Below are 18,488 nucleotides of genomic sequence, written 5' to 3'. Positions count from 1 at the left end.
CAGGTAACCCAGCCAGCATGAGTGACGGAGAGCGCAGGCCCCCATGGTGCAGATCAAGACCCCCGAGCAGATCGCCAAGATGCGTGCGGCGGGCCTGGTCGTAGCGGCCATCCACACGGCCACGCGTGAAGCCGCCGTCCCCGGCGCGAGCACGAAGGACCTGGACGAGGTCGCCCGGAAGGTTCTGGCCGAGCACGGCGCCAAGTCGAACTTCCTCGGTTACGGCGGTTTCCCGGCGACGATCTGCACCTCGGTCAACGACGTCGTCGTCCACGGCATCCCGTCCGAGGACGTCGTCCTCAAGGACGGCGACATGATCTCCATCGACTGCGGCGCGATCATCGAGGGGTGGCACGGTGACGCCGCCTACACGGCCTTCGTCGGTTCCGGCCACGCCCCGGAGCTGATCGAGCTGTCCCGGGTGACCGAGGAGTCGATGTGGGCCGGCATCGCGGCCATGAAGCAGGGCAACCGGCTGGTCGACATCTCCCGCGCCGTGGAGACCTACATCCGCCGCCAGCCCAAGCCCGGTGGCGGGCGCTACGGCATCATCGAGGACTACGGCGGCCACGGCATCGGCACCGAGATGCACATGGACCCGCACCTGCTGAACTACGTTGAGCGCCGCCGCGGCAAGGGCCCCAAGCTGGTCCCCGGTTTCTGCCTGGCGATCGAGCCGATGGTCTCCCTGGGCACCCCGAGGACAAAGGTCCTCGAAGACGACTGGACGGTCATCACCACTGACGGCACGTGGTCCTCCCACTGGGAGCACTCGGTCGCCCTGACGGAGCAGGGCCCGCTGGTCCTGACGGCCGTGGACGGGGGCAAGGCGAAGCTGGCGGAGTACGGGATCGCCGCGGCGCCGGACCCGCTCGCATAGCGACGTCCTGCGTGGGGAAGACTGCCTCGATTCGCCTTTCCGGGTGCGCCGTCGTAGACTGACTCGTCGGCTCTTGTGCACCCGCATGTCCGCATGCACCCGTAAGGGAAAGCCTGGGAGTCGATCTAGGAAGTCGATTCGAAGGACAAAGCGTGGCCAAGAAACAGGGTGCCATCGAGATCGAGGGCACTGTCGTCGAGTCTCTGCCGAACGCCATGTTCAGGGTTGAGCTCCAGAACGGCCACCAGGTCCTGGCCCACATCAGCGGCAAGATGCGGATGCACTACATCCGTATCCTCCCTGACGACCGGGTCGTGGTGGAGTTGTCTCCGTACGACCTGACACGTGGCCGGATCGTCTACCGATACAAGTAGATCTTGCCCGCGCCCCGGCCCGCCCGGGGCGATGGCACTGACCCGGAGAACCTCACCCAATGAAGGTCAAGCCGAGCGTCAAGAAGATCTGCGACAAGTGCAGGGTGATCCGCCGTCACGGCCGGGTCATGGTCATCTGCGAGAACCCGCGCCACAAGCAGCGCCAGGGCTGACGCACGACCACACACCCTCTGCACAGCCATCGCAGAGATTCGCGCGACGCGAGCTGAATATGTTCATACGCAGGACCCAAGCCGTCGCGAGCGGCTTGACACCCCCGGTCGGAGGCCGGGGACCCGGTTCGTACCTAGTACGGCGGCCGGGAACCGGTTCTGCGGAAGACCTCCGAAGAATCACCAGGAGCCATTGAATGGCACGCGTTTCCGGTGTTGACATCCCGCGCGACAAGCGCGTGGAGGTCGCCCTCACCTACGTGTTCGGCATCGGCCGGACCCTCTCGCAGGAGACGCTGGCTGCGACCGGCGTCGACCCGAACACCCGCGTTCGCGACCTCTCCGAGGAGCAGCTCGTCGCGATCCGCGAGTACGTCGACAACAACATCAAGACCGAGGGTGACCTCCGTCGCGAGATCCAGGCCGACATCCGCCGCAAGGTCGAGATCGGTTGCTACCAGGGTCTGCGTCACCGTCGCGGTCTGCCCGTCCGCGGTCAGCGCACCAGCACCAACGCCCGCACCCGCAAGGGGCCGCGTCGCGCCATCGCCGGCAAGAAGAAGCCGGGCAAGAAGTAGTCCGCAGCGGATACCCGTCCACGGTCTTCGCTGTAGGACCGACCACCTCCCTAGGAGTTAGTAGATGCCCCCCAAGGGTCGTCAGGGCGCTGCCAAGAAGGTGCGCCGCAAGGAAAAGAAGAACGTCGCTCACGGCCACGCGCACATCAAGAGCACGTTCAACAACACGATCGTCTCCATCACGGACCCGTCCGGCAACGTGATCTCCTGGGCCTCCGCCGGCCACGTCGGCTTCAAGGGCTCCCGGAAGTCCACGCCGTTCGCCGCGCAGATGGCCGCCGAGTCGGCCGCCCGCCGCGCCCAGGAGCACGGCATGCGCAAGGTCGACGTGTTCGTCAAGGGTCCGGGTTCCGGTCGTGAGACCGCGATCCGCTCCCTGCAGGCGACGGGTCTCGAGGTCGGCTCCATCCAGGACGTCACCCCGACCCCGCACAACGGCTGCCGTCCGCCGAAGCGTCGTCGCGTCTGACGCACGGCGGATCCGGGTATACGGGCGGTACCTCCTCGCAAGGGGGGCGTACCGCCCGTACCCTTGCAGTACCCGCACTTCCCACGGGTGCGGTTTTTGTCGGACGTCAAATAGCGGGCGTCCACGAATGAAGGATCTGATCCACACATGCTGATCGCTCAGCGTCCCTCGTTGACCGAAGAGGTCGTCGACGAGTTCCGCTCCCGGTTCGTGATCGAGCCGCTGGAGCCGGGCTTCGGTTACACCCTCGGCAACTCCCTCCGTCGTACCCTCCTGTCTTCGATCCCGGGTGCCGCCGTCACCTCGATCCGGATCGACGGTGTCCTGCACGAGTTCACCACCGTGCCGGGTGTCAAGGAAGACGTCACCGACCTGATCCTCAACATCAAGCAGCTCGTCGTCTCCTCGGAGCACGACGAGCCGGTCGTGATGTACCTGCGCAAGCAGGGCCCGGGTCTGGTCACCGCCGCCGACATCGCGCCCCCGGCCGGCGTCGAGGTGCACAACCCCGACCTGGTCCTCGCCACGCTCAACGGCAAGGGCAAGCTGGAGATGGAGCTGACGGTCGAGCGTGGCCGCGGTTACGTTTCGGCTGTCCAGAACAAGCAGGTCGGCCAGGAGATCGGCCGCATCCCGGTCGACTCGATCTACAGCCCCGTGCTGAAGGTCACCTACAAGGTCGAGGCCACGCGTGTTGAGCAGCGCACCGACTTCGACAAGCTGATCGTCGACGTCGAGACCAAGCAGGCGATGCGTCCGCGCGACGCCATGGCCTCCGCCGGCAAGACCCTGGTGGAGCTGTTCGGCCTCGCCCGCGAGCTGAACATCGACGCCGAGGGCATCGACATGGGTCCGTCCCCGACGGACGCCGCGCTCGCCGCCGATCTGGCGCTGCCGATCGAGGAGCTGGAGCTCACCGTTCGGTCGTACAACTGCCTCAAGCGCGAGGGCATCCACTCCGTGGGTGAGCTGGTCGCGCGTTCCGAGGCCGACCTCCTCGACATCCGCAACTTCGGTGCGAAGTCGATCGACGAGGTCAAGGCGAAGCTGGCCGGCATGGGCCTGGCCCTGAAGGACAGCCCGCCCGGATTCGACCCGACCGCCGCCGCGGACGCCTTCGGCGCCGACGACGACACGGACGCGGGTTTCGTGGAGACCGAGCAGTACTGATCGGTACCCCTTCCGGGGGCCTCACCGAGGCCCCCGGATCTCCGACGGGCAACCGCTCGCTCGGATACTGACCCCGGTACCTGACACGGCCGGGGCAGACACACAGGAGAAGAAACAATGCCGAAGCCCACCAAGGGTGCCCGTCTGGGCGGCAGCGCCGCGCACGAGAAGCTGCTCCTCGCGAACCTCGCGAAGGCGCTCTTCGAGCACGGCCGCATCACCACCACCGAGGCGAAGGCCCGCCGCCTACGCCCGTACGCCGAGCGTCTGGTCACCAAGGCGAAGAAGGGCGACCTTCACAACCGCCGTCAGGTGCTCCAGGTCATCACGGACAAGAGCATCGTCCACACGCTCTTCACCGAGATCGGCCCGCGTTACGAGAACCGTCCGGGTGGTTACACCCGCATCACCAAGATCGGTAACCGCCGCGGCGACAACGCCCCCATGGCTGTCATCGAGCTGGTCGAGGCGCTGACGGTGCAGCAGAAGGCCGTGGGTGAGGCCGAGGCCGCCACCAAGCGCGCGGTCAAGGAGGCCGAGGAGGTCAAGGCGGAGGAGACCGCCGAGGCTCCGGCCGAGGAGGCCGCCGCCGAGGAGTCCAAGGACGCCTGAGGCCCTGCCTGACGCTGGAAGCGGGTTCGCCCTTCGGGGCGGGCCCGCTTTCACGTTTCTGCACACGGGTCTGCCCTGAGAGGATCCCTACGTGAGTGACGAAGTACAGCCCGGGCATCTACGCATCCGCCTCGACGTCTCCTACGACGGCACCGACTTCCACGGCTGGGCCAAACAAGCCGGCGGCAAGCGGACCGTGCAGGGGGAGATCGAGGATGCGCTGCGTACCGTGACGCGGTCGAGGGAGAAGACGTACGAGCTGACCGTGGCAGGGCGGACGGACGCCGGCGTGCACGCACGCGGGCAAGTCGCCCATGTCGACCTGCCGGTGGAGCTGTGGGCCGAACACCGCGAGAAGCTGTTGAAGCGGCTCGCCGGACGGCTGGCGAAGGACGTGCGGGTGTGGCGGCTCACCGAGGCCCCTGCGGGCTTCAACGCCCGGTTCTCGGCGATCTGGAGGCGGTATGCGTACCGAGTGACGGACAACCCCGGCGGTGTCGATCCCCTGCTGCGCAACCACATCCTCTGGCACGACTGGCCCCTCGACGTCGACGCCATGAACGAGGCCGCGCGGGGGCTGCTGGGGGAGCACGACTTCGCCGCCTACTGCAAGAAGCGGGAGGGAGCGACCACCATCCGCACACTGCAGGAGCTGAGCCTTCAGCGAGGGCCGGACGGCATCATCACCGCCACGGTCCGAGCCGATGCGTTCTGCCACAACATGGTGCGCTCGCTGATCGGCGCCCTGCTGTTCGTCGGGGACGGCCACCGCACGCCGAAGTGGCCCGGAAAGGTGTTGGCCGCGGGGGTGCGGGACTCCGCCGTGCACGTCGTACGGCCGCACGGGCTGACCCTGGAGGAGGTGGGCTACCCCGCCGACGACCTGCTGGCCGCGCGCAACAAGGAGGCGCGGAACAAGCGCTCGCTGCCGTCGGCGGGATGCTGCGGCCGGGCCTGAGCAGGCCGGGCGAAACCCGCTGAGGTCCACCCGCACCCGGAAGCGGTGCTGGGGGCTGTGTGGCCGGGCGCGATGGTGCCGCCGATGACTGACGGCACACGCCGCGGCACTTCCTGCGGAGCGGACGTCAGCGGTTCGCCGCCGCGGAGGCCTGGGCCTCGCCCCGGCGGTGGATCTGGTTGGCGGTGAACTGGGCCAGGTCGTCGCCGGTGCGGAAGACCTGGGTGTCCTTGGTGGTCACGTTCTTGCCGCTGGTGAACCCGGAGATCGTGAAGTAGGCGTAGCGGCCGTAGGCGTTCGCGGTCGTGCGGCAGATCGCGGCGTCGCAGAAGTTCTTGACGCCCTTGCCGGGGAGCGAGTGCACGATGCTCTTCTTGCCGGCGGCCTGTGTCTTGGCCTTCTCGGCCTCGGCGGCTGTGTTGAAGACGGCGACGCCGACGGTGACGGCGACGGGGCCTTCGGCGTAGGTCACCCGTATCAGTCGGGTGCAGCCATGGGCGGTGAGGACCTTCGGCAGGGCGCCGCCGACGGCCGAGGCGCAGTTCACGGTGTCGGCCGTGGCGCCCTTCTTGTACACCGTGTCACCCATGGTCAGCTGACTGCCCGGGAAGAGGGTGCCGGGCCCGAGGGGGGCGGTGTCCTTCGTGACACTGGATATGAAGTCCTTGGGATCCAGTGGCGGCGGGGCACTGGTCGGCGCGAAGGACGGCGCCGCGGTGGTCGAGGCGGGCAGCGACGCGCTCACGGGCAGATTGGTGGGGTTGCCGGAGGGGCCGTGTGTGCCGTTGGTCGAGACGACGGTCATGGCGACGGCCGCGCCGATCGCGATCGTGGCGAACGTGCCGCCGCCGATGAACAGCAGTTTCCGGCGCTTGTTCCGGGCTTCCGAGGCCTCCGCGAGCGCGGCCCAGTCCGGGGTTCCGTCATCGCTGCCGCTGCTCCAGGACTGCTGGGATTGAGGTTTCCAGGGATCCCACTGAGACTGGGGTCCCCCCTGCCCGTAACTCATGGGGCGCATCTTAGACGGGGCGCGCGGGGGCCTGGAGCGCGTCCGCCCGCATGCCGCGTTTGTCCGCCGGCTGTCTATCGGCATGCCTCGTTTTGACCCGTCCGGGGGCGCCCGGGTAACCTGCTTCTTCGTTGTGTATTGGCTTGCTCATTCTCACGGGACGGGCCCTTACACCGGTCCGCCGGGCCGATGACCAGCGATTCCACGCATGCGGTTTGCGTCGCCGCCGTGGGGTCAAGGCTGTCGTGATCGTTTCGGTGGCCTTGTTTAGGACCATTCACTCGAAGCGAAGGCTACGAACCGTGCGTACGTACAGCCCCAAGCCCGGCGATGTGACGCGCCAGTGGCACGTCATCGACGCTCAGGACGTTGTCCTGGGCCGTCTCGCCACCACCGCAGCGACCCTCCTCCGGGGCAAGCACAAGCCGATCTACGCGCCGCACGTCGACGCTGGTGACTTCGTCATCATCATCAACGCCGACAAGGTGCACCTGTCCGGCAACAAGCGGACCCAGAAGATGGCGTACCGCCACTCCGGCTACCCGGGTGGTCTGCGCTCCGTCCGCTATGACGAGCTGCTGGACAAGAACCCCGAGAAGGCCATCGAGAAGGCCGTCAAGGGCATGCTCCCGAAGAACTCCCTGGGCCGTCAGATGCTCTCGAAGCTGAAGGTCTACAAGGGTGACCAGCACCCGCACGCTGCCCAGCAGCCGGTGCCGTTCGAGATCACCCAGGTCGCGCAGTAAGTCCGGCCACCCCCTAAGACTGAAGAGAATCTGAGGAGAATCGTGGCCGAGACCACTGCCGAGCAGCCGCTCGAAGAGCTTGACATCGACAGCTACACCACCGAGTCCGAGGTTCCGGTGGAGGGTGAGTACACCTCCGAGTCCCTCGCCTCGCACTTCGGTGAGCCCCAGCCGGCCGCCGGCCTGGGCCGCCGCAAGAACGCCATTGCCCGCGTCCGGATCGTTCCGGGCACCGGCAAGTGGAAGATCAACGGGCGTACCCTTGAGGACTACTTCCCGAACAAGGTGCACCAGCAGGAAGTCAACGAGCCCTTCAAGGTGCTCGAACTTGAGGGTCGCTACGACGTCATCGCCCGCATCGCCGGTGGCGGTGTCTCCGGTCAGGCCGGTGCGCTCCGTCTCGGTGTCGCCCGCGCGCTGAACGAGGCGGACGTCGACAACAACCGTGGCCCGCTGAAGAAGGCCGGCTTCCTCCGCCGCGACGACCGTGCGGTCGAGCGCAAGAAGGCCGGTCTGAAGAAGGCTCGCAAGGCCCCGCAGTACAGCAAGCGCTAACCAGGAGCTGCTGCTCGTACCCCGAACGCCCCGGCGGCACGCCACATGTGCCGCCGGGGCGTTCGTTTATTCCAGCCAAGGGCGTATAACGACACAAGACGCTCAAAGGCTTGTGTGATCGGATGCCGGGGCGCCTGCCCATCAGACGCGGCGCCTGTCAGCTTCCGACAGCAACGCATCCTCAGGAGGACAAGTGGGACGACTCTTCGGCACGGACGGCGTGCGCGGTGTCGCCAACGCGGATCTGACGGCCGAGATGGCGCTCGGCCTCTCCGTCGCCGCGGCGCACGTGCTGGCCGAGGCGGGCACCTTCGAGGGCCACAAGGCGACAGCGGTGGTCGGACGGGATCCGCGCGCGTCCGGGGAGTTCTTGGAAGCGGCCATGGTCGCGGGCCTGGCCAGCGCGGGCGTGAACGTGCTCCGGGTCGGCGTGCTGCCGACGCCGGCGGTCGCCTACCTCACCGGCGCGCTCGGCGCCGACCTGGGGGTGATGCTCTCCGCCAGTCACAACGCCATGCCGGACAACGGCATCAAGTTCTTCGCCCGCGGCGGCCACAAGCTCGCCGATGAGCTGGAGGACAGGATCGAGGCGGTGTACGAGTCCCACCGCCACGGCGAGCCCTGGGAACGGCCGACCGGCGCCGGGGTCGGCCGCGTGCGGTCGTACGACGAGGGCTTCGAGCAGTACGTCGGCCATCTGCTCACCGTCCTCCCGAACCGGCTCGACGGTTTGAAGATCGTCCTGGACGAAGCGCACGGTGCGGCCTCGGGGGTCTCGCCGGAGGCGTTCTCCCGGGCGGGTGCGCAGGTCATCACGATCGGTGCCGAACCGGACGGACTGAACATCAACGACGGCTGCGGCTCGACCCATCTGGGCAAGCTCAAGGCTGCAGTAGTCGAGCACGGTGCGGACTTCGGCATCGCGCACGACGGTGACGCCGACCGCTGCCTGGCCGTTGACCACACCGGCGAGGAGGTCGACGGCGACCAGATCCTGTCGGTGCTCGCCCTGGCGATGCGGGAACGCTCCGAGCTGCGGGCCGACACCGTGGTGGCCACGGTGATGTCGAACCTCGGGTTCACACTGGCCATGGAACGAGCGGGCATCCGGCTCGTGCAGACGGCCGTGGGCGACCGGTACGTGCTGGAGGCGATGAAGGAGCACGGCTTCGCCCTGGGCGGCGAGCAGTCCGGGCACGTGATCATCCTCGACCATGCGACGACCGGTGACGGCACGCTGACCGGCCTGCTCCTGGCGGCGCGGGTCGCGGAGAGCGGTCGTACGCTGCGGGAGCTGGTCTCGGTGATGGAGCGGCTGCCGCAGGTACTGATCAACGTGCCCGACGTGGACAAGTCACGGGTGAAGACCTCGGCTGACCTGGCCACCGCGGTCAGCGAGGCGGAGCGGGAGCTGGGCGAGACCGGGCGGGTGCTGCTGCGGCCGTCGGGTACGGAGCCGCTGGTCCGGGTGATGGTCGAGGCCGCGGACATCGAGCAGGCCCGGTCGGTTGCCGGACGACTGGCCGACGCGGTGAAGTCGGCACTGGGATAGCGGCCCCAGGCACTCTTGCTGCCCCGGCCGGGAGGTTCCCGCGGTCCGGCCCGGAAGCGGTTCCCAGCCGGACCGCTTCCGGGCCGGTGCCGTGAGGGCACCCGGCTCGGGCGGATCGGCACTCGGCGCCGTCGGTGCGGCCGGGACGCCCCGGCGAGCGCACCGGGACGTTCCCGGACGTCGGCGGTGCCGCCGTCCGCCGGCGCGACTACAGCTTGCGTAGCCTCAGCCGCTGCACCTTGTGGTCCGCTCCCTTGCGCACGATGAGGGTGGCGCGGCCACGGGTCGGGGCGATGTTCTCGACCAGATTGGGCTTGTTGATTGTTCGCCACAGTGTGCGGGCGTAGTCGAGAGCCTCCTCCTCGGAGACCTGGGTGTACTTGCGGAAGTACGAGTCGGGGTTCTGGAAGGCCGTCTGGCGCAGTTTCCTGAAGCGGTTGAGGTACCAGCGCTCGATGTCTTCGGCGCTCGCGTCGACGTACACGCTGAAGTCGAAGTAGTCCGCGAGGCCTACCCGGGTGCGGCCGTCCTTGCCGGGCAGGGCGGGCTGGAGGACGTTCAGGCCCTCGACGATCAGGATGTCCGGGCGGCGGACCGTCAGTCGCCGGTCGGCGACGATGTCGTAGATCAGGTGGGAATAGACGGGCGCCGTCACCTCGTCCTTGCCGGCTTTGATGTCGGCGACGAAGCGGGTGAGGGCCCGGCGGTCGTAGGACTCGGGGAAGCCCTTCCGCGACATCAGGCCGCGGGCCTGGAGCTCCCGGGTGGGTAGGAGGAAGCCGTCCGTGGTCACCAGCTCCACGCGCGGGTGCTCGGGCCAGCGGGAGAGCAGCGCCTGCAACAGGCGGGCAACCGTCGACTTCCCCACCGCGACCGATCCGGCGACCCCTATGACGAACGGGGTGCCGGACTGGGACCCCTGCTCGCCGAGGAACGTGTTCAGCGCTCCCCTGAGTCCATCGGTGGCACCGACGTAGAGGTTGAGGAGCCGGGAAAGCGGGAGGTAGATGTCCCGCACCTCGTCCAGGTCGATGACATCGCCGAGACCGCGCAGCTTCTCGACCTCCTCGGCGGTGAGCGGCAGCGGCGTCTTGTCGCGCAGCGCGCTCCACTCGGTACGGGTGAGGTCCACGTAGGGAGTCGCCTCCGGCCTGTGCCGGTGGGCGCTCCGGGGTATGGAGGAGACCGGTGAGATCACAATCCATTGTTAACGGAATCCGAACGGTACGGCGGGTGGGGTCCGTCACGCGTACCGCCGTGTGTGCTCACCCCGGGTCGTCGTTCTCCGGTCCTTTCGTACGACGGTGGGAATTTCCGATTTCGGGCATGCTTCGGCCCCTTCGGGCCCCCATCGGGCCGTAGGCTGCCGCACATGTGCGGAATCGTGGGATACGTAGGGTCGCAGTCGGCGCTCGATGTCGTGATGGCCGGGCTGAAGCGGCTGGAGTACCGGGGGTACGACTCGGCGGGTGTCGCCGTGTTGGCGGACGGCGGGCTGGCCTTTGCGAAGAAGGCCGGAAAGCTGGTCAACCTGGAGAAGGAACTGGTCGAACGGCCGCTGCCGGCGGGTTCGACGGGCATCGGTCACACGCGTTGGGCGACGCACGGCGGTCCCACGGACACGAACGCCCACCCGCACCTGGACAACGCCGGCCGGGTCGCCGTGGTCCACAACGGCATCATCGAGAACTTCGCGGTCCTGCGGGCGGAGTTGACCGAGCGGGGGCACGAACTGACCTCCGAGACGGACACGGAGGTAGTCGCGCACCTGCTTGCCGAGGAGTTCTCCACCAGTGCTGACCTGGCGGAGGCCATGCGGCTGGTGTGCCGGCGGCTGGAGGGCGCGTTCACGCTGGTCGCGGTACACGCGGACGAGCCGGACGTGGTCGTGGGGGCACGACGGAACTCCCCCCTCGTGGTGGGCGTCGGCGAGGGGGAGGCGTTCCTCGCCTCCGATGTCGCCGCGTTCATCGCCCATACGCGGTCGGCGATCGAGCTGGGCCAGGACCAGGTGGTGGAACTGCGCCGCGACGGCGTGACGGTGACGGGTTTCGACGGCCGCCCGGGCGAGGTCCGTTCCTATCACGTGGACTGGGACGCCTCCGCCGCCGAGAAGGGGGGCTATGACTACTTCATGCTCAAGGAGATCGCCGAACAGCCCAAGGCGGTCGCCGACACGCTGCTCGGGCGCATCGACCCGTCCGGCTCGCTGACCCTGGACGAGGTGCGGATCAGCCCGCCCGAGCTCCGAGAGGTCGACAAGGTCGTCATCGTCGCCTGCGGCACGGCCTTCCACGCCGGACTGATCGCCAAGTACGCCATCGAGCACTTCACGCGCATCCCGTGCGAGGTGGAGCTGGCGAGCGAGTTCCGTTACCGGGACCCGATCCTGGACGGACGTTCCCTGGTGATCGCCATCTCCCAGTCCGGGGAGACCATGGACACCCTCATGGCCCTCCGGCACGCCCGTGAGCAGGGCTCCAAGGTCCTGGCGATCTGCAACACCAACGGTTCGACCATCCCGCGCGAGTCGGACGCGGTGCTGTACACGCACGCCGGCCCCGAGGTCGCCGTCGCCTCCACGAAGGCGTTCTTGACCCAGCTGGTGGCCTGTTACCTGGTCGCGCTGTACCTGGGCCAGGTGCGGGGCACCAAATGGGGCGACGAGATCCAGGCGGCCATCAAGGACCTGTCCCGGATCTCCGAGGACGTCGAGCGGGTCCTGGAGACGATGGAGCCGGTACGGGCCCTGGCACGCACCCTGGCCACCAAGAACACGGTGCTGTTCCTGGGCCGGCACGTGGGGTATCCGGTGGCCCTTGAGGGCGCGTTGAAGCTGAAGGAGCTGGCGTACATGCACGCCGAGGGCTTCGCGGCGGGCGAGCTGAAGCACGGGCCGATCGCGCTGATCGAGGAGGACGTTCCGGTGGTGGTGGTCGTCCCGTCGCCGCGCGGTCGCTCGGTCCTGCACGACAAGATCGTCTCCAACATCCAGGAGATCCGGGCGCGTGGGGCGCGGACCATCGCCATCGCGGAGGAGGGGGACGAAGCCGTCGTCCCCTACGCCGACCACCTGATCCGCGTCCCCGTGACGCCGACGCTGCTGCAGCCGTTGGTGGCCACGGTCCCGCTGCAGGTCTTCGCCTGCGAGCTGGCCACCGCACGAGGAAACGAGGTGGATCAGCCGAGGAACCTGGCGAAGTCGGTGACGGTGGAGTGATGTCCGTCCCGCTGGCCCTCGGCGCGGGGTGCGCCGGGCCGGTCCAGGTCTCGTAGGGCGGGGTCCCGTCCTGTCGGCCTCGGCCGGATCGTGGTGCCGCTGACCGGCCCGGCAGCACGTCTGCCGGGCCGGTCAGCGGTCCTGGACGCCGCGGTCCCGTCCGGGCCGTCGGCCGGCAAGGTGTTCCGGGTCGAGCCGTAGGGCCTGCACCGCGTTGACGCCGACGATGCCGAGCCAGGTGGCCACCAGCCCGGACGTCCCGGTGAGGGGGCTGACGATCGCGGACAGCGGGACCGCCAGGACCAGAGTGATCAGGGCGAAGCCGTAACGCTCGGCCCAGGAACCGGACGGCTTCGGTCGCTGTGTGCCGCGCGCCGCCACTAGGTGCTGCTCAGCCAGGTGCCGCCGTACCTGGCGGTCGACGGCGCCGTCGATCCGCTGTTCGACCTTCTCCAGGAACGAGTCCACCAGCGCCGAGTCGTATGCCTCCCCCAGTTCCCGGCGTGCCCGTATGGTGGCGTCGAGGTCCTTCCTCAGGTCGGGGTCCTTCCCGAGGCCGGCGTTCCGTGGGTCCGATGCGTTCATGCGTCCCACCTTAGGAAGCGGTCGATCTTCGCCGCACTGGGGACAGCCCCCCTGTTCGCGGTGTGGGTCACGGTCAGAACCCCGCAGGTCGGCCACCGTGCCCTGCGGACTCCCCACCCTGGGTTGTATAACGGTATGCAGAAGGACGTCATCTGAATGGACTTCCCGTGTCCGGCAATGCCTCGGCGCTGTACTCTCCCGGGACGTCGAGGACATGCAGAGGGGGAGTACGCCATGAGCGCGACCGACAGCCCTGCGACCCGGTTGCAGGCCCTTTTCGAGGGCCACCGGCTGACGCCGACCCAGCGCCGCATCGCGCACAACATGGTGCGCCGTGCCGCCGACGTACCCTTCCTGTCGAGCGTGGAACTGGCCGAACTGGCCGGGGTCAGCCAGCCTTCGGTGACCCGGTTCGCGGTCGCACTGGGCTTTGACGGCTACCCGGCGCTGCGCAAGCACCTGCGCGAGGTCGTGCCCACCGAGCCGGTCGCCGAAGCCGGCGCCTACAACGAGTACCAGAAGGCCGTTGAGGCCGAGATCGAGAACCTCAGGCACCTCGCGGAGCTGCTCGCCGACCCCCGACCGGTGCAGAGGGCGGGCCGGATCCTCGCATCGTCGCGTGCGCTGCCCGTCTTCGGGCTGCGCGCCGCCGCCTCCCAGGCGCACGGCTTCGCCTATTTCGCCGCCAAGGTCCACCCGGACGTCCGGCTGCTCAACGAGGGCGGAACGATGATCCACGACCGTATCGACGCGGCCGTCCGCGCGGGCGCGACCGCCCTGATGTGCTTCGCACTGCCGCGGCATCCGCGTGAGGTGGTCGACACTCTCGCCCATGCCAAGGACGCCGGCCTGACCGTCGTCACGGTCGCCGACTCCGTGTTCGCGCCGGTCGCCCGGTACTCCGACCTACTGCTGCCCGCCGCCGTCGGCACCGGGCTGGCCTTCGACACCGCGTGCGCACCGATGCTGCTCGGGCGGGTGCTGTTGGAGGCCCTCTGCGACGACCTGCCGGACGCGCAGGCGCGGCTGGAGGAGTTCGATGCGAACGCGGCTGCGCGGGGGCTCTTCGTGGAGTGAAGCGTTGGGCGCGCTCTCAGACTCGTCTCACGTTCTGCCACTAGCTTTGCCCTGGAACGCAGGACGCTTTGCGAACACGTGACACGGGAGGCTGACGTGGCGCGCGGAGGACAGGCACTGGCCCGGGTGGCCGTCGTGGTGAGGGCGGGAGCCGCGCCGATGGTCTGGCTCGGGGTTCTCGCTGCGGGAATCGGTGCCGTGCCGGAGGGGGTGACCGGACGCAGGATCGGTCTCCTGGCCGGGACGGTTCTGTTCGTCGTCGGCGCGGCCGTCGTGGCCCTGGCGCGCCGGGGCCGGTATGCCGCCCTCGCCCGCGGTGCTGTCCGCGCGGGCAAGTACGACATCCTTCAGGACCGGGCCGTGACCGTGCGCAACTGGCGCCGGGGTCACCGCTGGTGGTTGCTCCTGGGCTTCACGGTCGCGCTCGGTGGCTCCTTCGCGGTGCCCGCGGCCGGCGGCCTGCTGTGGGCGGGGTTCGGCACCGGGCTGTGGCTGAAGGCCGCCTGGCTCGGACGGCGCGAGCAGGCTGAAGAGACGCTGCTGTGGGTGTGCGTCGACCGGCTCGACAAGCGCGGTGGGCGCCCGGCGGGCCAGGCCGTGCGGGGCCTGCGCGGTACCGGGATCGCGGCCGGCGACGCGGCCCCGGGCGGGGCCCGCCGCCGTACCGCGGCACTCGTCTGACGCCTGTGTGCGGGTACGTTCGTACGCTCTTGCGTACGGGGTGACTCAGACCTCCAGGTTCTCCTCGATCCGCTTCAGCTGGTGTCGGGCCATCGCCAGATTGGCCCGGCTGGAGTCCAGGACCAGGTAGAGGAACAGACCGTTGCCGCCGCGGCCCTTGAGCAGACGGATCAGGTGGTACTGGTCCGACAGCGTGATCAGGATGTCCTCGATCTCGGTTTTGAGGCCCAGGTGTTCCATGGTGCGCATCTTGGAGCGGATGACGTCCGTGTTGCCGGCAGCGGCCACGTTCAGGTCGAAGGTCTTGCTGCCGCCCATCGTGCCCAGCGCCATCCCGCTGGTGTAGTCGACGAGCGCGACGCCGGTGGCACCCTCGATGTTGGTGAGGGCTTCCTTCAGCGCGATCTCGGTGTTGGCCATGATGATCCTCTCAGCTGTCGGTTGTGGTGTGCGCTTCGCTGGCCGTGGTGCGTGGCCCGCGTGTGGTTCGGGTTCGTGCAGGGGTGGTTCTGGTGACCGGGGGTGCGGCCCGGGCGGTTTCCTCGGCGGCGTCGAGCAGCTTCCCGATCTGGCTGCCGGCACGGCGGCCTTCCAGGTGCAGCCGTCCGACGTTGACCCGGTCCTGGGCGAGCAGGGTCAGTACGGCGGTGCGGCCGGCCGCATAGGTGGCGAGGTAGCCGTACTCGCCGCGCACCAGCAGTTCCCGGAAGCCGCCGTTGCCCGTGGTGTCGGCCAACCGCACGGCGACTCCGAGGGCGGCGGCGGTGAGCGCCGCGACTCCCTCCGCGTCGACGCCCGGGGTGTCGTGGGCGACGACGAGACCGTCGACGCCCGCTGCGAGTGCGCCGGTGAGCTGTGGCACCCGGGTACGCAGCCGACGCAGCTCGCCCAGGACGGCCTGAAGGTCCTCCTCGGACAGCACCAGCTCTCTCCTCTCCTCGGCGGGGCGGTGCCGTTCAAAGCGCCTCAAGCGCATCCCTGAGCCTCTTCAGCAGCGCGATGTCGGGGTTGGTGACCGGGGGTGGGGGCAGGGGCGGGGGAACCGGTGCCCTCGGCGCCGGGATGACGTGCCCGGCCGCCGCGAGTCGACGGACGTCGACCAGCGTGTGGAACGCCTGCCGGCCTAGGTTCCGGGCGATCGCGACGGCCGTGCGGACACCGTCCACACGGTCCAGGACCGCCCGCTGCCGGGGGGTGATCGGTGCGCCGGCGGTCGCCGGGTCGGTGCGGACCAGCGGTGCACCGTCGGTCACCGGGTCGGGCCACAGCCGGTGCAACAGCAGACGGCGACGCAGCGTCTCGCGTTCCAGCGCGAGGAGCGGGACCGAGGGCAGCGGGCCGGTCCGGGGCGCCTCGGCGTAGCGGAAGCGGCCCGGAGTGCTGCTCGGGGCCAGCGCGAAGTACCCCGCGTCGTACACCATGTCTAGGTGGCACAGTTCCAGCGCTCCGGTGGGCAGCAGCCCCCGGGCCAGCAGGAGCTCGGCGGCCTGGAGCGGGCCGGCGCTCCGGGCGGCGGCCCGCTGCCAGGCGGCCGGGGCAAGGGTGCCGTGGGCGGTGAGGAGCACGTCGAGGCCGGGGGAGAGGGAGCTCTCGGCATGGATCACCCGGCCCTCGGCGAGGTGCAGGGTGCCGTGCTCGCGGATGAGGATGCCGGTGGCGCACTCTTCGGCCAGACGCGTCAGCATCGGCGTCAGCGTGCGGGGGGACGTCTTGTCCCGCACCGGTAGCGGCGGTGGAGGGGTACGGACCATGGTCATCCCAGCACCAGCCGCTCTGCCATCTCCCCGAGGCGGATGCGGGCGAGTGCGAGATTGCCCTCCTCGCGGTTGAGCCACAGGTGCAGGAACACACTGCTGTCGAAGGACGTGTCCACGAACCGCAGCAGGTGGTAGCTGTCGCGGTTGCTGACGATCACGTCCTCCACCGGTGGCAGGTCGTCCTCGCCCTTGTTGTCACCGACCGCGAAGGCGCCGTGTTCAGCGGCCATCCGGGCCAGTTCGGAGGCCTCGGTGGCGGTCGTCTCATGGTCGCCGCCGGGGGCGTCTCCGACCGTGCCGAGCGGCAGTCCGCTCGTCCAGTCCACCAGCGCGGCTCCCCGGGCACCGGGCAGGCGCATTGCTTCGAGTAGGCACTCGTCGATTCCGGGCACCGTGGCTCCCCTCATGCCTGGGACTCCGGTTGAGTGACGCAGACACTACGCAACGTGTCTGCCGGGGCAGTCGGGTTTGGCATTTTCCGGTGGAACATGCGTCCGCCGTACTAGTGTTGGTCGGCTGACCCGTGCGTCGAGCGAGTTAAACCATTTGTTCGAGGGGTGCCCGGAGTGCGTCAACGGCTCCTGGGCGGAAGCAAGGTGGTGAGTGCCGACGCGTGCGCCTCGCCGGACTCCGCCACCACTTCCGCGATGGTCTGCGGCTCCCGTACCGTGGCGAACGCGATCCCTCCCGCACCGTCCGGGGCGAAGCCGTACACGCCCGGTCGGGTCAGGGAGTTGTAGGCGTAGTGGTGCGCGAAGTAGTACGCGCCGGTGTCCAGTGCCGCCGCGTAGTCGCCCTGTTCCAGGGCCGGCAGTGCGCGCGCCTCGGCCAACAGGTCGCCCGAGAAGCAGGCGGGGCCGGCCACGTCCTGCACCACCTCCGGCCCCTGCTTCGGCCGCCCTTCGGCGTCGTACGCCGCGATCCGCAGCGGCCATGCGCCGGGTGCGTACACGGTGCGCGTCGCCACCTGCACGCCCGCGTGTGTCACTGCGATCCGCCGGCCACCCGCGCTCTTGGTGTACTCCACCCGCGCCAGCACCGTCCCGTGCTTGGCCAGCAGTGACCGCCCGAACTCGGTCACCAGGCCGTACCGGCCGCCGAACAGGCCCGGTGCGGCCTCGGCCAGCAGCCGTGCGAACTGTGCGTACGTCGGCGCCGTCCGCTCCGAGGTGAAGTTCACCGGCAGCCCGCCGCCGATGTCGAGTGTGTCGACCTGGCGGCGCCCGGCCCGCGTGTTGATCTCCTCCGCGAGCGCGTACGTCTCCGCCACGCCCTGTGCCATCAGCGGGAGCGGGATGCCCTGCGAGCCGGTGTGTGCGTGCAGGCGGGTCAGCCACGGCCGCTGGAGGTATGCCCGCACGACCCACTCGCGTGCTCCCTCGTCCCGCAGTGCCACCCCGAACTTCGAGGTCTCCGTCGCCGTGGAGGTGGCCCCGATCGTGCCGCCGCCGACCTGCGGGTTGATCCGGACGCCGAGCGGGGACCCGGTGGGCGCGGACCGTACCAGGGCGTCCAGTCGGTCCAGCTCCTGCGGATTGTCGGCGTTCACGGCGATGCCCAGGGCCAGTGCCTCGCGCAGCTCCGCCGGGGTCTTGGCGGGTGAGTCCAGCACTGTCCGGGCCGGCGGCACCCCGGCCGCCCGCGCCAGCGCCAGCTCTCCGGGGCTCGCCACCTCCGCGCCGAAGCCTTCCTGGTGCAGCAGCCGCAGCACCGGAACCAGTGGGGTCGCCTTCACTGCGAAGGCGTGCAGCACCGGCGTCCCGGGGGCCGTGACGGCACCGAACGCCGTCCGCAGGGTGGCTGCCGACTCCCGGATGCCGGTCACGTCCAGCAGTCCTGCCACGGCTGCGTCCGGACCCAGCAGGCCTTGTTCGACCGCCGCCCGTACCGCCCGGTCCCGCCGCACGGTGCGACCCGTGTCCGCGTCCCCGGCGTCCTGCTCCCGTTCGTGTGCCACGGCTTCACCGTCCCGTCTCGGTCACCGGTGCTTCCAGCCAAACACTGATTGCGCCCGGACACGGCCGCCCCACGTATTGACTAGTTCTATTCATGGCGACAGGATGTGAATAGAAGAAGTAACAGGAGGAGGCAG

The 18,488-nt window shown here is 69.2% G+C and carries 22 protein-coding genes; 14 read left to right on the top strand and 8 right to left on the bottom strand.

Annotation, left to right across the window (positions count from 1 at the left end; translation table 11 throughout):
* The first annotated feature begins 43 nt into the window (after positions 1–43).
* The 8 genes from map to truA all read left to right on the top strand — a co-directional run bounded on the left by map (position 44) and on the right by truA (position 5,214).
* Positions 44–880, top strand: coding sequence for a type I methionyl aminopeptidase (gene map, locus LK06_RS12200; protein ID WP_039656206.1), 837 nt, complete (start codon positions 44–46; stop codon positions 878–880).
* A gap of 152 nt (positions 881–1,032) precedes the next feature.
* Complete coding sequence (gene infA, locus LK06_RS12195; protein WP_004927214.1) at positions 1,033–1,254, top strand: translation initiation factor IF-1; 222 nt, start codon at positions 1,033–1,035, stop codon at positions 1,252–1,254.
* 59 nt (positions 1,255–1,313) lie between these two features.
* On the top strand, positions 1,314–1,427 hold the full coding sequence (rpmJ, locus tag LK06_RS12190) for a 50S ribosomal protein L36 (RefSeq protein WP_003998809.1): 114 nt from the start codon (positions 1,314–1,316) through the stop codon (positions 1,425–1,427).
* A gap of 197 nt (positions 1,428–1,624) precedes the next feature.
* Positions 1,625–2,005, top strand: coding sequence for a 30S ribosomal protein S13 (rpsM, locus tag LK06_RS12185; protein WP_030788235.1), 381 nt, complete (start codon positions 1,625–1,627; stop codon positions 2,003–2,005).
* A gap of 64 nt (positions 2,006–2,069) precedes the next feature.
* Positions 2,070–2,474, top strand: a complete 405-nt coding sequence (gene rpsK / locus LK06_RS12180; protein WP_003956432.1) for a 30S ribosomal protein S11 — start codon at positions 2,070–2,072, stop codon at positions 2,472–2,474.
* A 147-nt stretch (positions 2,475–2,621) separates the two neighbouring features.
* Complete coding sequence (locus tag LK06_RS12175; RefSeq protein WP_015610739.1) at positions 2,622–3,644, top strand: DNA-directed RNA polymerase subunit alpha; 1,023 nt, start codon at positions 2,622–2,624, stop codon at positions 3,642–3,644.
* Positions 3,645–3,761: 117 nt separating this feature from the next.
* Positions 3,762–4,256: a 50S ribosomal protein L17 gene (gene rplQ, locus LK06_RS12170; RefSeq protein ID WP_043405837.1), complete on the top strand. Its 495-nt coding sequence runs from the start codon at positions 3,762–3,764 to the stop codon at positions 4,254–4,256.
* A gap of 91 nt (positions 4,257–4,347) precedes the next feature.
* Positions 4,348–5,214 (top strand): tRNA pseudouridine(38-40) synthase TruA, encoded by an 867-nt coding sequence (gene truA, locus LK06_RS12165; protein ID WP_039656198.1) that lies wholly within the window; start codon positions 4,348–4,350, stop codon positions 5,212–5,214.
* A 127-nt stretch (positions 5,215–5,341) separates the two neighbouring features.
* On the opposite strand, the gene LK06_RS12160 is transcribed toward truA, so the two are convergent.
* Positions 5,342–6,223: a hypothetical protein gene (locus LK06_RS12160; protein WP_039656196.1), complete on the bottom strand. Its 882-nt coding sequence runs from the start codon at positions 6,221–6,223 to the stop codon at positions 5,342–5,344.
* Positions 6,224–6,525: 302 nt separating this feature from the next.
* Between LK06_RS12160 and rplM the strand changes: the two genes are divergently transcribed.
* The 3 genes from rplM (at position 6,526) to glmM (ending at position 9,076) form a co-directional block, all read left to right on the top strand.
* The gene (gene rplM / locus LK06_RS12155) at positions 6,526–6,969 is read left to right on the top strand and encodes a 50S ribosomal protein L13 (protein WP_014674395.1); all 444 of its coding nucleotides are present in this window, start codon (positions 6,526–6,528) and stop codon (positions 6,967–6,969) included.
* Positions 6,970–7,011: 42 nt separating this feature from the next.
* Positions 7,012–7,524, top strand: coding sequence for a 30S ribosomal protein S9 (gene rpsI, locus LK06_RS12150; protein WP_039656194.1), 513 nt, complete (start codon positions 7,012–7,014; stop codon positions 7,522–7,524).
* Between the two features lie 193 nt (positions 7,525–7,717).
* Positions 7,718–9,076, top strand: a complete 1,359-nt coding sequence (gene glmM, locus LK06_RS12145) for a phosphoglucosamine mutase (RefSeq protein ID WP_039656192.1) — start codon at positions 7,718–7,720, stop codon at positions 9,074–9,076.
* Positions 9,077–9,284: 208 nt separating this feature from the next.
* On the opposite strand, the gene coaA is transcribed toward glmM, so the two are convergent.
* Positions 9,285–10,274 carry a type I pantothenate kinase gene (coaA, locus tag LK06_RS12140; RefSeq protein ID WP_039656191.1) on the bottom strand — a complete coding sequence of 330 codons (990 nt, stop codon included), beginning with the start codon at positions 10,272–10,274 and terminating at the stop codon, positions 9,285–9,287.
* Between the two features lie 174 nt (positions 10,275–10,448).
* Here coaA and glmS point away from each other — a divergent pair, with 174 nt between their 5' ends.
* Complete coding sequence (gene glmS, locus LK06_RS12135; RefSeq protein WP_071659135.1) at positions 10,449–12,296, top strand: glutamine--fructose-6-phosphate transaminase (isomerizing); 1,848 nt, start codon at positions 10,449–10,451, stop codon at positions 12,294–12,296.
* Between the two features lie 132 nt (positions 12,297–12,428).
* Here the strand turns inward: glmS and LK06_RS12130 are convergent, their stop codons facing one another.
* Positions 12,429–12,881, bottom strand: coding sequence for a membrane protein (locus LK06_RS12130; protein WP_043433034.1), 453 nt, complete (start codon positions 12,879–12,881; stop codon positions 12,429–12,431).
* 234 nt (positions 12,882–13,115) lie between these two features.
* Here LK06_RS12130 and LK06_RS12125 point away from each other — a divergent pair, with 234 nt between their 5' ends.
* Together LK06_RS12125 and LK06_RS12120 are read left to right on the top strand one after the other, a co-directional pair.
* Positions 13,116–13,958, top strand: coding sequence for a MurR/RpiR family transcriptional regulator (locus LK06_RS12125; protein WP_039656187.1), 843 nt, complete (start codon positions 13,116–13,118; stop codon positions 13,956–13,958).
* Between the two features lie 96 nt (positions 13,959–14,054).
* Entirely contained in the window at positions 14,055–14,639 is a 585-nt protein-coding gene (locus LK06_RS12120) for a hypothetical protein (RefSeq protein WP_234367397.1), read from the top strand.
* A 45-nt stretch (positions 14,640–14,684) separates the two neighbouring features.
* Here the strand turns inward: LK06_RS12120 and LK06_RS12115 are convergent, their stop codons facing one another.
* From LK06_RS12115 to LK06_RS12095, 5 genes are all read right to left on the bottom strand, one after another.
* The gene (locus LK06_RS12115) at positions 14,685–15,059 is read right to left on the bottom strand and encodes a roadblock/LC7 domain-containing protein (protein WP_039656186.1); all 375 of its coding nucleotides are present in this window, start codon (positions 15,057–15,059) and stop codon (positions 14,685–14,687) included.
* Positions 15,060–15,069: 10 nt separating this feature from the next.
* Entirely contained in the window at positions 15,070–15,615 is a 546-nt protein-coding gene (locus LK06_RS12110) for a roadblock/LC7 domain-containing protein (protein WP_374208088.1), read from the bottom strand.
* On the bottom strand, positions 15,596–16,396 hold the full coding sequence (locus LK06_RS12105) for a hypothetical protein (RefSeq protein WP_043433037.1): 801 nt from the start codon (positions 16,394–16,396) through the stop codon (positions 15,596–15,598). The genes LK06_RS12110 and LK06_RS12105 overlap by 20 nt, the downstream gene beginning before the upstream one ends.
* Positions 16,393–16,788 carry a hypothetical protein gene (locus LK06_RS12100; RefSeq protein WP_071659137.1) on the bottom strand — a complete coding sequence of 132 codons (396 nt, stop codon included), beginning with the start codon at positions 16,786–16,788 and terminating at the stop codon, positions 16,393–16,395. The genes LK06_RS12105 and LK06_RS12100 overlap by 4 nt, the downstream gene beginning before the upstream one ends.
* A 179-nt stretch (positions 16,789–16,967) precedes the next feature.
* Positions 16,968–18,353 (bottom strand): type III PLP-dependent enzyme domain-containing protein, encoded by a 1,386-nt coding sequence (locus LK06_RS12095; RefSeq protein WP_039656178.1) that lies wholly within the window; start codon positions 18,351–18,353, stop codon positions 16,968–16,970.
* Positions 18,354–18,488 lie beyond the last annotated feature (135 nt).

It is taken from the genome of Streptomyces pluripotens (assembly GCF_000802245.2).
In the GTDB taxonomy this organism is placed as follows: Bacteria; Actinomycetota; Actinomycetes; order Streptomycetales; family Streptomycetaceae; genus Streptomyces; species Streptomyces pluripotens.
Note: the sequence above shows the minus strand (reverse complement) of the source record. Positions and strands in the feature narration are given on the sequence as shown.

What these genes read in the sequence shown, in the direction of transcription:
- LK06_RS12130 (WP_043433034.1), bottom strand. Translation starts at nt 12,881, where the DNA reads ATGAACGCATCGGACCCACGGAACGCCGGCCTCGGGAAGGACCCCGAC.
- LK06_RS12110 (WP_374208088.1), bottom strand. Translation starts at nt 15,615, where the DNA reads ATGCGCTTGAGGCGCTTTGAACGGCACCGCCCCGCCGAGGAGAGGAGA.
- rpsM (WP_030788235.1), top strand. Translation starts at nt 1,625, where the DNA reads ATGGCACGCGTTTCCGGTGTTGACATCCCGCGCGACAAGCGCGTGGAG.
- LK06_RS12160 (WP_039656196.1), bottom strand. Translation starts at nt 6,223, where the DNA reads ATGAGTTACGGGCAGGGGGGACCCCAGTCTCAGTGGGATCCCTGGAAA.
- rpsK (WP_003956432.1), top strand. Translation starts at nt 2,070, where the DNA reads ATGCCCCCCAAGGGTCGTCAGGGCGCTGCCAAGAAGGTGCGCCGCAAG.
- LK06_RS12115 (WP_039656186.1), bottom strand. Translation starts at nt 15,059, where the DNA reads ATGGCCAACACCGAGATCGCGCTGAAGGAAGCCCTCACCAACATCGAG.
- glmS (WP_071659135.1), top strand. Translation starts at nt 10,449, where the DNA reads ATGTGCGGAATCGTGGGATACGTAGGGTCGCAGTCGGCGCTCGATGTC.
- LK06_RS12105 (WP_043433037.1), bottom strand. Translation starts at nt 16,396, where the DNA reads ATGACCATGGTCCGTACCCCTCCACCGCCGCTACCGGTGCGGGACAAG.
- LK06_RS12175 (WP_015610739.1), top strand. Translation starts at nt 2,622, where the DNA reads ATGCTGATCGCTCAGCGTCCCTCGTTGACCGAAGAGGTCGTCGACGAG.
- LK06_RS12125 (WP_039656187.1), top strand. Translation starts at nt 13,116, where the DNA reads ATGAGCGCGACCGACAGCCCTGCGACCCGGTTGCAGGCCCTTTTCGAG.
- rpmJ (WP_003998809.1), top strand. Translation starts at nt 1,314, where the DNA reads ATGAAGGTCAAGCCGAGCGTCAAGAAGATCTGCGACAAGTGCAGGGTG.
- rplQ (WP_043405837.1), top strand. Translation starts at nt 3,762, where the DNA reads ATGCCGAAGCCCACCAAGGGTGCCCGTCTGGGCGGCAGCGCCGCGCAC.
- map (WP_039656206.1), top strand. Translation starts at nt 44, where the DNA reads ATGGTGCAGATCAAGACCCCCGAGCAGATCGCCAAGATGCGTGCGGCG.